This window comes from Alteromonas sp. AO-Serp, assembly GCF_017849675.1.
In the GTDB taxonomy this organism is placed as follows: Bacteria; Pseudomonadota; Gammaproteobacteria; order Enterobacterales; family Alteromonadaceae; genus Alteromonas; species Alteromonas macleodii.
The window spans coordinates 21970-37333 of the sequence record NZ_JAFLMX010000239.1; the positions used below are offsets into that span (position 1 = coordinate 21970).

Here is a 15364-nt window from a genome sequence, read left to right on the forward strand (position 1 = left end):
GTTCTCTAAACTCCTGGGTATAAAATGTTAAAAAAATCAATATGCCAAAAACGCCAATTACTTGGTGTCTTTGACCGCCGCCAATACGCGCACAAACTTGCCAGGAACTTCGTTGATTGTTTGAACGAATTTCCCAACTGGTGCTTTGAAGGTTGCAAGTAGTTTCGCAAGCGCTTCGTCGCGGGTAGGTAGTGCTGCAACTGCGTCCAATTTCTCTGGACCAAGAAGACCGCTACCAATAGATAGTGCTGTAACTTTTAGCTTATCGTTAGTCTTACCGAAGTCTTTGAAAAGACGTGCCGCACCGCCTGGTGCGTCGATAGAGAAACCATAGATAAGCGGACCAGTTAAGGCGCTGTCTAAGTCTGCAAATTGACTGTCTGCTAGAGCACGCTTTGCAAGAGTATTACGTACAACCTTTAGGTATACGCCTTGCTCACGAGCTTTAACACGTAGGTCAGTCAGTTCTGCAACTTCCATCCCACGGTATTCAGCAACGGCTACGGATAGAGCGCGAGACGCAACTTCAGAAACTTCTGCTACGATCTCTTTTTTTGCTGCTAAACCTAGTGCCACTGAGTTCACCTCTTTGTATCTGACTTTGTTTGCGGTTACCCGCTTACGCCGTCAGGGTTCACAGATTGATACCAACCCTCATGGTTGATACCGCTCTACGGTGTTTGTTACCCCAGAGAGTCTGAGTCAAACCACCGTCTGCGCAGGTTGTTGTATTAAGCAGTGTGTTGACTGTGAAAGTTCTCTTACCTCTTTCACCACACCGCACCTGCGGTCTAGGACGGGAGCTGCTTATTAGCACTGCTAATTGTCACAGCTCCAACCCATAACCTTTAAGAGATTTCGATGAGCCTAAGCTCAGCGAAATTAAAGACCTACAGAAGCCTTATCAAGAGCAACACCAGCACCCATTGTAGTGCTTAGGCTGATCTTCTTGATGTATGTACCTTTAGCAGAAGAAGGCTTAGCTTTCTTAAGTGCTTCAAGTAGCGCTTCAAGGTTTTCTTGAATTTGGTTCGCTTCGAACGCGATCTTACCGATGCTAGCGTGGATGATACCGTTCTTATCGTTACGGTAGCGTACCTGACCAGCTTTAGCGTTCTTAACTGCCGTTGCAACGTCAGGCGTTACAGTGCCAGTTTTTGGGTTAGGCATAAGGCCACGTGGACCTAAGATTTGACCTAGTTGACCAACAACACGCATTGCGTCTGGGCTAGCAACTACTACGTCAAAGTTCATTTCGCCTTTCTTAACTTGCTCAGCTAGGTCATCCATACCAACGATGTCTGCACCAGCTTCTTTAGCTGCTTCAGCATTTGCACCTTGAGTGAATACTGCAACGCGAACGTCTTTACCAGTACCGTTAGGTAGTACAGTTGCACCACGAACGTTTTGGTCAGATTTCTTCGCATCGATACCAAGGTTAACAGATACGTCTACGCTTTCTGCGAACTTAGCTGTTGCTAGTTCTTTAAGAAGCGCTACTGCTTCGTTGATTTCGTACTCTTTAGTAGAGTCAACTTTGTCGCGGATTAGGCGAGCGCGTTTAGTTAATTTAGCCATTCGATTAGTCCTCTACGTTCAAGCCCATTGAGCGAGCAGAACCCGCGATAGTGCGTACCGCTGCATCTAGATCAGCTGCAGTAAGGTCTGGCTCTTTAGTTTTAGCAATCTCTTCCAACTGAGCGCGAGTAACTTTACCCACTTTTTCAGTGTTAGGACGGCCAGAACCACTCTTGATGCCCGCTGCTTTCTTAAGCAGGTAAGACGCAGGAGGAGTCTTAGTTTCGAATGTGAAAGAGCGATCTTCGTATACAGTAATTTCTACTGGTACTGGAGCGCCTTTCTCAAGGCTTTCTGTTTTCGCGTTGAAAGCCTTACAGAATTCCATGATGTTTACACCGTGTTGACCTAGTGCAGGACCAACTGGTGGACTTGGGTTAGCAGCACCTGCTGCAACCTGAAGCTTGATAATACCGCTTACTTTTTTAGCCATTTTACATGCTCTCTTGTTTGGGTCTAACGCCTCGCAAATACAGAGATTATTTGCTCAATCGGCTTCCCGTTTCCGTTTAAAAGGGCGCGCATTATATAAGGTGATTAATTACTATGCAAGGGCTATTTAGAATAAAAAACCATCGAAAGGTCAGTATTTTTCATAGGCAAAGTGAATCAGAGTTATGTTGGCTTTACGCACACTGTGTGAAGCCCATCATTTATTTTGAAAGGATAATCAAACAATGGAAAAACCTACAGAATTAAACAATCATGAGATCTCAAATGTTTCTGGTGCACTTTGGGCCAATGCTTTAGGCGCAATAGCCGGTGGCATAGGTGGTTTCTACGGGGCAATTATTGGTGGCGGGCGTAACGCATCGTTCAGTACCATCGCTACAGGAACACTTGCCGGAATGGGTGCAGGCGCTTTAAGTCCGGTTAAAGGTTTCAGCTCTCTCGCAACATCCGTAGGTGGTGGGTTAGTTTCGGGCGCTATAGCAAATTTGGCGTCGGATCTAGAGGGCTTAGAAACTACAGATGAGTGAAGGTCAAATTTAAAATGGTAGATATCGGAACGGTGTTCATTTGGGTCATGGTAATTTGTGGAATGAATCTAATCTTAAAACGTGCGCTGGGTGTCAGATTTTGGGACTCTTTTACAAAGAGCGATAAAGTCTCTGAAAAAACCGCAACAATATTGCAGTTTATGTTTATGTTTCTTTCGCTTATTAGCTGTTATTTCTGGCTTATTTAGGTCAAGAGGATGCTACGTTGTAGTAACATGCAAATTTTTATAAATATTCACCGCTCTCCTTTTATCGTTATCTAGATACAAAAAAGCCCCGTCAAACGGGGCTTTTTAAAAATACTCTACGGTAGCTTGAATAGGCTTAGCCTTTTTCTACCTGACCAAATTCTAGATCTACTGGAGTAGAACGACCGAAGATAAGTACCGATACTTTTACGCGGCTCTTTTCGTAGTCTACTTCTTCTACCACACCGTTGAAGTCTGCAAATGGGCCATCGATAACGCGAATAACTTCGCCTGGCTCGAACAGCGTCTTTGGTCTTGGCTTATCGACGTTTTCTTCAAGACGATTTAAGATAGCGTCAGCTTCTTTCTGCGTGATTGGCATAGGACGGTCAGATGTGCCGCCGATAAAACCAAGTACGCGAGGTACGCTTTTCACTAAGTGCCATGACTCTTCCGTCATCGCCATTTCTACCAATACATAACCTGGGTAGAACTTACGCTCAGACTTACGCTTTTGACCCGCACGCATTTCTACTACTTCTTCTGTTGGTACTAGTACCTGGCCGAAGTAGTCTTCCATATTGTGCATTTTGATGTATTCAAGCAGGGTCTTCTTAACGCGAGACTCATATTGTGAATAGGCTTGAACTACGTACCATCTTTTCTTTACTGCTTCTTCTTCAGACATACGGTTATGCTCCTATTCCTGTAATAAAGCCAACTACACGAACGATGATGCCGTCTAGTCCCCATAAAATTAGTGCCATAATTAACGTCGCTGCAAGCACGATAAGTGTAGTTTGGTTCGCCTCTTGCCGAGTTGGCCACACAACCTTGCGAACTTCTGTGCGAGACTCTTTAGCGAAGCTCAAGAAGGTGCTACCTTTTTCGGTAGTTGCCGCGATGAAACCAGCTATACCAACAACTACAACAATTGCGATGGCACGGTATAGTACCGAGATCTCACCGTACATTGTATTAGCGGTTACTAAACCGGCAAGTAGTGCAAAAACCACTACCCATTTAAACATGTCCAATGCATTGGACTGATTTTCCGTCTTTTCGCTCATGTTACGATCCTAGCACTACAGCGTCGTTGTTTTACGCATCTAAAAAATGCGCAACTTAAAAATTCTTAGTTTAAGTAAATTTGGCAGGGGTGGAGGGACTCGAACCCCCAACCATCGGTTTTGGAGACCGCTGTTCTACCAATTCGAACTACACCCCTGTGGTGTCAATAAGACAAAATTTACTTACACTGCCCTTGTGAGTTGTGCGTCTTTTCTAAGGAAAGTGCGGTATCGCAAGGGAGGGACGCGTATTATACTTAACCACTTTCAAGATACAAGCGGTTTATCCATCCCATCTGCGATTGAACGCTAATTCGCACTTTGTCTATTCAACGCCTATAAATCCGCCCGTTTGGTGCGCCCAAAGCTTGGCATATATGCCATTGTGCGCAATAAGCTCGGTATGGGTTCCCTGCTCTACAATGTTGCCCTTATCCAGAACAAGTAACCTGTCCATTTGCGCAATGGTCGACAGTCGATGCGCAATAGCCAGCACGGTTTTGCCTTCCATCACTTTATCCAGACAGGCTTGAATTGCCGCTTCAACTTCTGAATCTAGCGCTGATGTGGCTTCGTCCAGCACTAATACAGGCGCGTCTTTTAACAATACGCGAGCTATGGCAATGCGCTGGCGCTGACCGCCTGAAAGCTTAACGCCTCGCTCTCCTACATGCGCGTCGTACCCTGTTCTACCGTGACTATCGGTAAGCGTAAGAATAAAGTCGTGCGCTTCGGCCTGTTTGGCCGCACGTATCATATCTTCTTCTGTCGCATCCGTTCGACCGTAAAGGATATTGTCGCGTACCGAGCGGTGCATCAGTGAAGTATCTTGTGTCACCATGCTGATTTTGGCGCGAAGGGTTTCTTGGCCTACTTCAGTGATATCTTGACCATCAATGACAATGCGACCACTCTGGGTGTCGTAAAAACGCATGAGCAAATTAACCAGTGTCGATTTACCCGCTCCAGAACGCCCCACTAAGCCCACTTTTTCTCCGGGCTTAATGCTTAAATCCAAGTTAGTAAACACATCAATAGGTTTGTTGTCTGCACCTGAATAGGAAAAATGCACATTATCGAAATTAATCCCGCCGCCATTTACCTTTAACGCGTCGGCTTTTGGCTTGTCTTTCACTGCTATCGGTTGTGCTAGCGTATTCATGCCATCCTGCACCGTGCCTAAGTTCTCGAACAAGCCTGATACTTCCCACATAACCCAGTGCGACATACCGTTTAGTCGCAAACACAGACTAATAGCAATGGCGATATCGCCGGGACTCGCAATGTTTTCCATCCACAAATACACAGATAGCGCACCAATGGTAAAAATAAGAATGGCGTTAGCCATTTCCACGCAGAATTCCAACACGGTGACCAAACGCATTTGGGGGTAAACCGTTTTAAGAAAACCATCCATGCTTTCTTTAGCGTAATCCGCTTCGCGGCGACTGTGTGAAAACAGCTTCACCGTTGTGATATTGGTATAGCTATCGACAATACGTCCGGTCATTAATGAGCGCGCGTCAGCTTGCTTTTGCGAGACTTCTTTTAGTTTAGGCACCAGCACTTTTAAAATGCCAATGTACACAAAGAACCACACGATAAGCGGCATGGCTAAGCGCCAGTCTGTGCTGAAAATAAGCACAACCATAGAGATAAAATAAACGCTGATGTACACCAGCAAATCGAGGACCTTGGTTACAGTCTCTCTTACCGATAGTGCAGTCTGCATCACCTTGGTGGCCACACGGCCGGCAAACTCATCGTGAAAGAAGGTTAAACTTTGTCCAAGCAAATAGCGGTGCGCTTGCCATCTAATGCGCATGGGGTAGTTCCCCATCAAGGACTGACGAGAAAACAACGAGCGCAACAAAATAAACAATGGAATAAAAACGAGAACGGTTAAACCCATGCCAATGAGGGTAAATTTTTGGTCGGCTAAAAATGTGTCTCGGTTTTGATCAGAGAACCAGTCAACTAACTGCCCTAAAAAGCCAAACAACGCCACTTCTAACATGGCAACAATGGCACTTAGCACGGAAACAGTAAGGATTACGCCCCACATGCCTTTTGTGTAGTACTTACAAAAGGCAACGATACCTGTTGGCGGTTGGGTAGGCGGCGTATCAGGGAAAGGCTGGGTCAGCTTTTCAAAAAATGAAAACATGTAGAACTCGTTAGTTATTCAGTGACAGAGCACGTTTACGTATGCCCCAAAATGCTGGGTCACAATTCTACACGATAACTAAAAGTGTGTTGAACTTTGCGGTGCTTTTTTACCGCAAAGCTCGTTTAACATTAATTAATATTTGGCACAGGCTGATACTTGGCGAAAATTATTATTTGGAGAAGCGCTTACATAAAACAACTCAACACTAAGCTAATTTCCTGTCAGTCTTCACTCTGCAAAGCCCAATTGAGCGAGTATGCTTTCTACTTTTTCAGCGTGCTCAGCCTGCCACTGTTCAAGTGACATGGAGCCATCTTTCTGGGCTCGCTTTTGGGCAATGTCATAGGCTGCTAGCGCCTCATCTTTTGGAATTACAGCAATGCCCTCTTCGTCTGCAACAATAATGTCTCCGGCGTGAACAGTTACACCTGCACAGGTAATCGGCTCATTTAACGGGGCTATACACTTTTTGGCTCCTGGCTTGGGTATAACGCCCCTGGCAAATACTGGGAATTTGTTGTCACGGGTTTCTGCAAGGTCTCGTATAACACCATCAATCACGAAACCTTTTATGCCGCGAGACTGGGCTATCGCGCAGACGTTACCGCCCGCAACAGCGAATTCATCATCGGCTTCCACAACAATAATGTCACCGGGGCTTGCGCGATATATCGCCGCATGCAGCATAAGATGGTCTCCCGGCTCACACTTAACGGTAAATGCTGGACCCGCAATGCGTGGCATGCCTTCCCACAATGGTTTTATCGCATAGTGCATGAACTGCTCTCTTGGCAGCGCATCGGCGTACTCACAGGGTGATACGCTATCGAAAGGGGTATTGTGTAAGTCCATCGCCGTTCCTTGAATGTTGTAGTGTGTGAAGAAAACACTATAGCGAAATTAGCCCTACAAGTTGTTACAAGCTGTGTATTTTCACTATAAACACTTTTTCTATCCCCCCCGCCATGCTAAAAATTAGTAAAAAGCGTGCACGCAATACGCCACACCATTCTTTCGAAGGGATGCACAGGTTTCGCAACGCACTAAAAACAATAAGCGGCAAGCCCAAATGTCGCCCAATAAAATGAAAAGGAAAACTCGACATGTTACGTAGCGTTTTAAGCTTAAGCGTGGCACTGGCCCTCACGGCTTGTAGCCCACAAAATTCATCCACAGAACAACAGACACAGAGCGCGGCTACCGAAGAGGCTCAACAACAGCTTTCTTCAGGTGTCATTAAAGAAAATATGGATCTGTCTGTTGACCCGGGTGATGACTTTTTCCGCTACGTAAACGGCAAGTGGTTTGATAATTTTGAAATACCGGCAGATAAATCGAGCTACGGTTCTTTCGTGATCCTTCGCGATGAAGCACAAGATCACGTTATGGATATTATAAAATCGTCTGCAGAAGGCGACTTTAAAGCGGGCAGCGACGAGCAAAAAGTCGGTGATTTTTACCGTGCCTATATGGACATGGAAACCCGCAACGAACTTGGTATGACACCGCTTAAGCCTGAGTTAACTACGATTGATGCCATTGAAGACTACACCGACCTTGCTGAGTATTTCGCTTATGCAGCTCGCTATGGCTACGGTACGCCGTTCAGCCTAACTCAATACCCTGACCTTAAATCGCCAAAAGAATATTTGATGTACACGTGGCAGTCGGGCTTAGGCCTTCCTGAGCGCGAGTACTACTTTAAGGACGACGAAACATCACAAACCATTCGCGATGCCTACGTTAAACATATTCAAACCATGTTTGAGCTGGCGGGTTTCGACGCGCCTAAAGAAAGTGCGGATATGCTGTTCGCACTTGAGACTAAAATTGCTCAGCTACACATGAAAAAAGAGCAGGCCCGTAACTTTGCTGCCAACTATAACAAACTGACAATTGAAGAACTTAAAGCGTTAATGCCTAAGTTCGACTGGGACGCTTATCTTACTGAAGCAGACATTAGCGACATTCCTTCATTAGGTATTTTGCAAAAAGACTACATGCAAAACATTGATGGCGTTATTGCAGATACCTCACTGGAAGATTGGAAAACGTTCCTTAAGTGGGGCTTGTTAAATGCTTCAGCCAGTCGCTTAAATGCCGAGCTTGATGAAGCAAACTTCAATTTCTACAGCAAAGTGCTTCGCGGTGTTGAAGAGCAGCAGCCACAATGGCGTCGTGCAGTAAGCCTTTCAAATGCTCATGTAGGCGAGCTAATCGGTAAGGTTTATGTAAAACAACACTTCCCGCCTGAAGCGAAAGATCGCATGATGGAAATGGTTAATAACCTGTTGTTAGCTTACAAAGAAAGTATCGAAAATCTTGATTGGATGACAGATGAAACTCGTGCACAAGCACTGGACAAGCTGTCTAAGTTTACCGTGAAAATTGGTTACCCAGACCAGTGGAGAGACTATTCAGCGCTGACAGTTAATGCCAGTGACCTGTTTGGAAACCTAAAGCGTTCTTCGGACGTGCTGTACGAAGAAATGCTTAAGAAACAAGGCGGCCCAGTGTGGACCCATGAATGGGGCATGACACCACAAACTGTTAATGCTTACTACAACCCTCCGCTAAACGAAATTGTATTCCCTGCGGCTATCCTTCAACCTCCGTTCTTTGACATGAACGCCGAAGATGCGGTTAACTACGGTGGTATTGGTGCGGTAATTGGTCACGAAATTGGCCATGGCTTTGATGATTCGGGATCTACCTTCGACGGGGATGGCGTTCTGCGAAACTGGTGGACTGACGAAGATCGCGGCGAGTTTGAAGCACGCACTGCAAACTTGATTGAACAGTATAACCAGTTTGAGGTTCTGCCTGACTTGCACGTGAACGGTGAATATACCCTAGGTGAAAACATCGGCGACCTTGGCGGCATCAGCATCGCACTTAAAGCTTACCATCTGTCTCTTGATGGTGAAAAAGCACCTGAACTAGATGGTTTCACTGGCGATCAGCGTGTATTCATTGGTTACGGTCAGGTTTGGGCAAGCAAATATCGCGAAGAAGCGTTGCGCAGCCAAGTACAAACCGATACCCATTCACCTACGAAGTTCCGCACTAACGGTGCTGTTCGCAACGTACCTGAATTCTACGAAGCGTTTAACGTGACCGAAGAAGATGCGTTGTATTTACCACCAGAAGAACGCGTGAAAATTTGGTAATTCGCGTACTCTAAACACAGTACATAGAAAGTAGCGTACATAAAATACAATAGCTAAAGCCCCATGTTTGCTTCACCAAACTGGGGCTTTTTTTGTCGTGTTGAAGTGTATGACTGAGCAGTTTCAAAAAGGCTAAATATGAATGTAAGAACAACTATTGTCTTTAGCAGCTTAGCGTTGATTTACCTGGCGACGCTGCCGCTTACCCCCTACGTGGCGCAATTCTTACCCAAAGCCCTGCCTATTGTGGTACTGGCAGTTTTCGCCTATACAAAACTTAGCGCCATGCCGCGATACATGGTGTTGGCGGCGTTACTTTTTAGTCTTGCCGGAGATGTTAGTCTGGCCTTGCCCTTTGCTGATAGTTTTATTACCGGCTTGGCGTGCTTTTTTGTTGCCCATTTAACGTATGCTATGTGTTTTGCGTTGCTGCATCGCCGCCTACAAGAAACGCCCGGCGACCATATCATTTCACGCAAACCAAAGTGGTTCATTAGTATTATTATGGTTAGCTTTGCCGTAATGATGGCAGTGCACACTCTGCCAGCGTCGAAAGCCTTATTTTACCCTGTAGTCGCCTATATTAGCGTAATCACACTGATGGGTTTAACCGCAGTGTGGTTGGCTCAAACTAAGCTGATCGTAACCGGTGCGTTATTTTTTGTGATATCAGATGCCATTCTCGCCCAGTCGGTTTTCAAAACCCCGCTTCCACTGTCTACCATTTGGGTAATGACAACTTACTATGGTGCCCAATATTGCTTAACCATGGGGCTGGTTGATGGTTTTTTGAGAAAAGAGAATAGGCAGGAAGAGATTGGTCAGACCTAGTTAGACAACGACGTTAAAACGTCTATCGCCAAGTCGGCTTTTTCAGCTGGCACGAAAATATGGTCGTGATAATAAGCGGCCACCACGTTGGCGCTAATTCCTGCCTTACCCAGCGCGGTGGACATAGCTGCAGTCATGCCTACCGCTTCCAAACTAGAATGCACTTCACAGGTTATACAGCGGTAATAACCTTCAAATTGCAGATTAGCTTTCTCGGCTGCGGCAACCGGAAGAATAAGGGTGGTGCCCTCGCGTTCTTGAAACATCCCCTTAGCTACTGAAATTAACGCACTGGTTAAGCTATCAGCAGGCAAGGTAGTAAAAACGTAATTTTCACTACTCGCCACAGGATTCAGATTTTTCAGTATCACGCTCAAGTCAGTTTCAGCGACCACACTCACCTTCCATTAAATAACGTCAGTACTTAGATCTAAGAGCGCATATTAAAGCTTTCGGGCTCTAATACGCTTTCCTTTAATCTTACCTTCTCTAAAGTGCGCCATGGCTTTTTTCACGCTTCGCGTTTTCACTGCGACAAAACTCATGCTGTTTTGCACTTTAATTTTGCCCAAGTCATCGCCAGGAATGCCCGCATCTTTGGTAAGTGCACCCACCAGATCGCCTGGGCGAAGCTTTTCTTTTTTACCCGCGCTTAGTGAAATACAGGTAAATTCAGGCTGAGTAATTTTGTTTTTATGAAAACGCAGGCTTTGTGCGCCTTTAAGTGGAATATCGCTTTCTTGCAATACTTCTATTTTTCGCAAGAAGTGCTCTTCGTCATCGCTGACTAGCGTTACCGCCATGCCCTGTGCGCCTGCTCGCGCCGTGCGACCAATGCGGTGAATATGGGTTTCCGGCTCTTCACTTACCGTATAATTAATTACGCAGGCAACATCATCAATATCCAGCCCTCGCGCAGCTACATCGGTGGCAACAAGTACTTGTAGCGCATCGCTGGCGAACTGCATTAGCACCGATGTGCGTTGATGCTGTTCCAAGTCCCCCTGAAGTCCAGCTGCGCTAAAGCCATCTTCGATAAGCTCCTCAACCACTTCATTTACCTGAACCTTGCGGTTACAAAATACAATGGCATTTTTAGGTTGGTAGTGGGTAAGTACCGCTTTAAGCGCCTGAGTGCGTGTGTGCGGGAGCACGTTGTAGCCCAATTGGGTGATAGCGGGTTTACTGTCTTGAGACTCAACTTTACAGGTTACCGGGTTGTGCAGGTACTGCTTGGCTACACGCTCAATTTGTTCCGTAAAGGTTGCAGAAAACAATAGGGTTTGCACTTGTTTTGGCGTTTGACCGAAAATAATGCGTAAATCGTCTTCAAAGCCCATATCTAACATGCGATCGGCTTCATCGAGGACACGCAACTTTACGTTACTTAGGTCAATTCGACGCTTTTCCACATGGTCCATTACGCGACCCGGCGTGCCCACAATGATGTGCGGGCTATGTTTCAGTGACTGAATCTGCGGCCCCATAGGCTGGCCACCACATAACGTGGTCACTTTAATATTACCGATGTTCTTAGCCGCCGAACGGCACTGCTGAGCCACTTGATCAGCAAGCTCTCGGGTAGGACAAAGTATGATGGCCTGCGTGGTAAAATCATTCACTTCTACGTGCTGTAAGGCAGGAATTACAAAGCACAGAGTCTTGCCGCTGCCCGTCTGCGCTTGGCCTATCACATCTTTACCCTGCAGCGCCTCAGGGAGCGATTGTGCCTGTATAGGGGAAAGTTGGTAAATGCCTTGTGAGTCTAGCGCCTTGGTGATGGCAGGGTTTATATCTAAATGCTTCACTGTTTCAACTGTCATTAATTTGGGTTCCAAAGGTGCACTACACCATGTTCGGTATGATGAGCTATGCCGTATTCTTGGGACACCATGTCACTCCAGGAAGAAAGCTGCTCATTAAACTTGTCACTCATTTTCACACCGGCCGCCGCTAACTTGAGCTTCTCTAAAACCAAAACACAGGTGTCTTTCTTTGACAGTGCTAGGTAGGCCGTTGAAATGTCGTACTTACTCGATAGGGTTATTGTCTCACATTTAAATTGTTTTGGGTTACATCCAAAGTCAATTGCCCCCTGAGAACCGAAAATAGTATCAATTTCGTTGTTGATCAGTGCATCCACTAATGCCTGCCACGAATCATAGGCTTTTACTTTGAAGCCATGCTCTATTGCAACGTTATAGCGATAGTCTTCCAATAAGGTACCAACCCTAAAGTTCTTTGGTACGTTGGCAAAGGATTCAAAATAGGGCTTATCGATGCCGTACAGTCCATGAAGGTTTCTTGATACCGGCGTTACCCAGTGAAACACGCTTTCTCTTTCACTCGTGCGAATTACTGAGAATACCAATACGTTAGACTTGGTCATTGCTTCCTTTGCAATACGTTCCCATGGCGCGGAAAGGATATTCTGCTTTAGCGTCATCTCATCTAATATGTCTCTGACCAAGTCTGCAGCAATACCTTTAAGCTTTCCTCGCTCTCCCACCTCTGAAAAAAGTGGCACAATGTCGGCGATGACCCAAAGATTGTCGGTATTAGCATGCAGCTCACCTGCTAAGCTTAGTGTTCCAAAAGTAAGTATTGTGGCCGGGAAAGATGCTTTCAGTTCATCCCGTATAGCGCTAGCAAGCAATGTGAAGTTGTCTGAACCTTTGTATTGAGCAATCAGTTCGCTCAACCGCTCTGCAAAATCGGCAGAACCTTCACTTTTGCTCAGTGCGATATAGCTCACTGCTATTGTCGTTGCCTGACTGCCCGCATTCGGCGTACATCGAACATTATTTCCACATTCAAAGGCAAATAGCGGCGTGATCCAAAAATAACTATCTTCGTTATTTTCATCTCTGATCAAATTGATAAGGACGTCAGCTTTATTCGATATGGTGTCAGTAGCAGGCGTTAAATCATTGCCATTTTTTGATAAGGCATTTTTAAACACTGTGAGTGAATAAGATTGAATACTCTGCTTCTCAGAAGCAGAAAGGGTACTTGGTAAATCGGGGGCGTGAGAGTAAGAGAGTGCTTGTGCCCAAGTGGATGAACTCCACAGGGCACATAAACAGACAATAACAACAAAAACTACGCTTGAAATGCCTTTTCTAATTTCCACTGCAACGTTTGCCCCGCATAAAATGGAACCATATCGGTGCCATCAGCTAGGGTTACTTGTTCTGGCACCGTCCACGACTCTTTCACTAATGTCATTGTAGTCGTATTTCGTGGTAAACCATAAAAATCTGCACCGTAATGGCTAGCGAATCCTTCAAGCTTATCTATTACGCCTAGCTGCTCGAACACTTCGGCATAAAGCTCAATTGCAGACCATGCGCTATAACAACCCGCGCAGCCGCAAGCATTTTCTTTTTTATGTTTTGCATGAGGTGCCGAGTCGGTACCTAGGAAGAATTTTTTGTTGTCGCTTGCCACCATATCGCGCAACGCTTTCTGATGCGTGTTGCGTTTTAGCACTGGCAAGCAATAGTTATGAGGGCGTACGCCGCCAACCAGTAAATCGTTGCGGTTTAACAATAAGTGCTGAGGGGTAATGGTGGCTCCAACAAATTCGCTGGCGCCCGCTACGAAGTTTGCGGCATCTGCTGTTGTAATATGCTCAAACACCACTTTCAGCTTAGGGAATGCGTCAACGATAGGCCCTAAATGGGTATCAATAAATACTTTCTCACGGTCAAAAATATCAATGTGATGCTCTGTCACTTCACCGTGTATCAACAATAGCAAACCTTGCTCTTGCATGGCTTGAAATACAGGGTATAAAGCCTGAATGCCTTTTACTGCGGCGTCTGAATTAGTAGTGGCCCCTGCAGGATATAGCTTACACGCAGTTACGCCCGCTTGTTTTGCATCGATAATGTCTTGAGGTGTAGTTTGATTAGTAAGGAATAAGGTCATTAATGGCTCAAAGCTACTGCCTTTAGGTCGCGCATCTTCAATTCGCCCTTTGTACGCCATGGCCATTTCAGCATTAACCACCGGTGGTACAAGGTTTGGCATAACAATAGCGCGCTGGAAACAACGTGCGGTTGCAGGCACTGTTTCAGCTAGCATTTCGTTATCGCGAAAGTGAAGGTGCCAATCGTCTGGCGTAGTAATGGTGAGCGTTTGCATGCCTTGTCTCTCTTAGTACTTATTCAAACAGAGGGGAAGATGCGCGCAATAATAGCACAATTCCCATTTTGCGCGCAGAACAACTCGCTCGAAAGTGGCTATGAATTCTCTTCGCCGTGCTCTACCCAAATAAGCTTGCTAACGTCGTACCCAGCCGATGTCGCTTTTTCTAGTAAACGGGTGCGGACTTCATCTGAAATAGAAGGTGTTCGCGCTAAAATCCAAAGGTAGTCTTTATCTGGGCCTGTTATCAAAGCATATTGATAACCTTCTTTATCTAGCTCCATAATTACATAGCTAGCGTAAAATGGGCCAAAGAACGATACTTTCAGATGCCCTGTCGTTTCAGACTCTACAAAATACGCTTTGCCCTCGGCTTCATCCCATGCATTTTCTTCTACTGAAAAACCGCGATTAATTACCTTAACCCCTCCGTCATCGCGCATGCTATAGGTTGCCGTAACTTCGCTTAATCCTTCTTCGAAGCTATGGTCAAAGCGCGCTATTTCATACCACTTCCCTAAATAACGAGGAAGCTCAAAGCCTTCAACCGGCACTACCTTGTCAGGTACGCCAGTACAGCCAGACAAGCCCACACACACCATACCCGCCATAATCATTGAAACTAACTGCTTAAACATATGCCCTCTTTTCCTTGAACTCAGCTTTTAAAAAGCCCACTGATTAATTTACATACACGCCTACATCGCAAAAATGATCTTTATCGGCGCTGCAACACCATAAACCTTCAAGCTAGGCTAACGGTCGACAGTAAAAATACGCTCGCCTAATCAGACTTTTCTTATCGCTTGGACCATATTACAGTGCTTTTAAAACAAGCCTTGAGCTAATACAGGCCCTGCCCACTCGATATTCTCAAACAGGGAGAAAATGACATGAATGCACACTTTCCACACGCAAGCCGCTTAATTTATGGATGCATGGGCTTAGGTGGCGGTTGGAATGACGAACCGGCAACCAAAGCCGATGTAAGCCAAGCAAGAAGCATAATAGACACTGTGTTGGACTTAGATATTAACGTGTTTGACCATGCTGATATTTATACATTTGGCAAAGCCGAAACTGTCTTTGGTGAAGCGCTTAAACAAGCACCCGAATTAAAAGACAAAATGATTATCCAGTCTAAGTGTGCAATACGATTTGAGGACGATTTAGGACCAAAGCGTTACGACTTTTCAGCGAATCA

Annotated in this window: 16 protein-coding genes and 1 tRNA gene; 4 read left to right on the forward strand and 13 right to left on the reverse strand. The window is 45.6% G+C overall.

Annotated elements, in window-relative coordinates; all coding sequences use genetic code 11:
• Nucleotides 1–57: 57 nt before the first annotated feature.
• The 3 genes from rplJ to rplK all read right to left on the reverse strand — a co-directional run bounded on the left by rplJ (nt 58) and on the right by rplK (nt 2011).
• Nucleotides 58–576 (reverse strand): 50S ribosomal protein L10, encoded by a 519-nt coding sequence (gene rplJ, locus QVA83_RS16210; protein ID WP_014951041.1) that lies wholly within the window; start codon nt 574–576, stop codon nt 58–60.
• Nucleotides 577–882: 306 nt separating this feature from the next.
• Nucleotides 883–1578, reverse strand: a complete 696-nt coding sequence (rplA, locus tag QVA83_RS16215) for a 50S ribosomal protein L1 (protein ID WP_014951042.1) — start codon at nt 1576–1578, stop codon at nt 883–885.
• Between the two features lie 4 nt (nt 1579–1582).
• Nucleotides 1583–2011, reverse strand: coding sequence for a 50S ribosomal protein L11 (gene rplK / locus QVA83_RS16220; protein WP_014951043.1), 429 nt, complete (start codon nt 2009–2011; stop codon nt 1583–1585).
• A 244-nt stretch (nt 2012–2255) separates the two neighbouring features.
• Here rplK and QVA83_RS16225 point away from each other — a divergent pair, with 244 nt between their 5' ends.
• Nucleotides 2256–2558 (forward strand): hypothetical protein, encoded by a 303-nt coding sequence (locus QVA83_RS16225; RefSeq protein ID WP_061096048.1) that lies wholly within the window; start codon nt 2256–2258, stop codon nt 2556–2558.
• A 345-nt stretch (nt 2559–2903) separates the two neighbouring features.
• Here the strand turns inward: QVA83_RS16225 and nusG are convergent, their stop codons facing one another.
• From nusG to QVA83_RS16250, 5 genes are all read right to left on the reverse strand, one after another.
• Nucleotides 2904–3455: a transcription termination/antitermination protein NusG gene (gene nusG, locus QVA83_RS16230; protein ID WP_014951044.1), complete on the reverse strand. Its 552-nt coding sequence runs from the start codon at nt 3453–3455 to the stop codon at nt 2904–2906.
• A 4-nt stretch (nt 3456–3459) separates the two neighbouring features.
• Nucleotides 3460–3837 (reverse strand): preprotein translocase subunit SecE, encoded by a 378-nt coding sequence (gene secE, locus QVA83_RS16235; protein ID WP_014951045.1) that lies wholly within the window; start codon nt 3835–3837, stop codon nt 3460–3462.
• 81 nt (nt 3838–3918) lie between these two features.
• Nucleotides 3919–3995, reverse strand: a tRNA-Trp gene (locus tag QVA83_RS16240).
• 167 nt (nt 3996–4162) lie between these two features.
• Nucleotides 4163–6004 (reverse strand): ABC transporter ATP-binding protein, encoded by a 1842-nt coding sequence (locus QVA83_RS16245; RefSeq protein WP_287498679.1) that lies wholly within the window; start codon nt 6002–6004, stop codon nt 4163–4165.
• 231 nt (nt 6005–6235) lie between these two features.
• Nucleotides 6236–6859: an RraA family protein gene (locus QVA83_RS16250; protein WP_287498680.1), complete on the reverse strand. Its 624-nt coding sequence runs from the start codon at nt 6857–6859 to the stop codon at nt 6236–6238.
• 251 nt (nt 6860–7110) lie between these two features.
• On the opposite strand from QVA83_RS16250, the gene QVA83_RS16255 reads away from it, so the two are divergent.
• Complete coding sequence (locus QVA83_RS16255) at nt 7111–9177, forward strand: M13 family metallopeptidase (RefSeq protein WP_287498681.1); 2067 nt, start codon at nt 7111–7113, stop codon at nt 9175–9177.
• Between the two features lie 138 nt (nt 9178–9315).
• Entirely contained in the window at nt 9316–10008 is a 693-nt protein-coding gene (locus QVA83_RS16260) for a lysoplasmalogenase (protein ID WP_287498682.1), read from the forward strand.
• Here QVA83_RS16260 and QVA83_RS16265 read toward each other — a convergent pair.
• From QVA83_RS16265 to QVA83_RS16285, 5 genes are all read right to left on the reverse strand, one after another.
• The gene (locus QVA83_RS16265) at nt 10005–10403 is read right to left on the reverse strand and encodes an ACT domain-containing protein (RefSeq protein ID WP_287498683.1); all 399 of its coding nucleotides are present in this window, start codon (nt 10401–10403) and stop codon (nt 10005–10007) included. The two genes, QVA83_RS16260 and QVA83_RS16265, sit on opposite strands and share 4 nt — an antisense overlap.
• Before the next feature lie 48 nt (nt 10404–10451).
• On the reverse strand, nt 10452–11831 hold the full coding sequence (dbpA, locus tag QVA83_RS16270) for an ATP-dependent RNA helicase DbpA (protein WP_014951051.1): 1380 nt from the start codon (nt 11829–11831) through the stop codon (nt 10452–10454).
• Nucleotides 11831–13141, reverse strand: coding sequence for a substrate-binding periplasmic protein (locus QVA83_RS16275; protein WP_287498684.1), 1311 nt, complete (start codon nt 13139–13141; stop codon nt 11831–11833). The genes dbpA and QVA83_RS16275 overlap by 1 nt, the downstream gene beginning before the upstream one ends.
• Nucleotides 13111–14157, reverse strand: coding sequence for a dihydroorotase (gene pyrC, locus QVA83_RS16280; RefSeq protein ID WP_287498685.1), 1047 nt, complete (start codon nt 14155–14157; stop codon nt 13111–13113). Before pyrC ends, QVA83_RS16275 begins: the two co-directional genes overlap by 31 nt.
• Before the next feature lie 98 nt (nt 14158–14255).
• On the reverse strand, nt 14256–14798 hold the full coding sequence (locus QVA83_RS16285; RefSeq protein WP_014951054.1) for a lipocalin family protein: 543 nt from the start codon (nt 14796–14798) through the stop codon (nt 14256–14258).
• 255 nt (nt 14799–15053) lie between these two features.
• Here QVA83_RS16285 and QVA83_RS16290 point away from each other — a divergent pair.
• Nucleotides 15054–15364 (forward strand): aldo/keto reductase (locus QVA83_RS16290; RefSeq protein ID WP_287498686.1); only part of this gene is annotated, 311 nt, incomplete at its 3' end.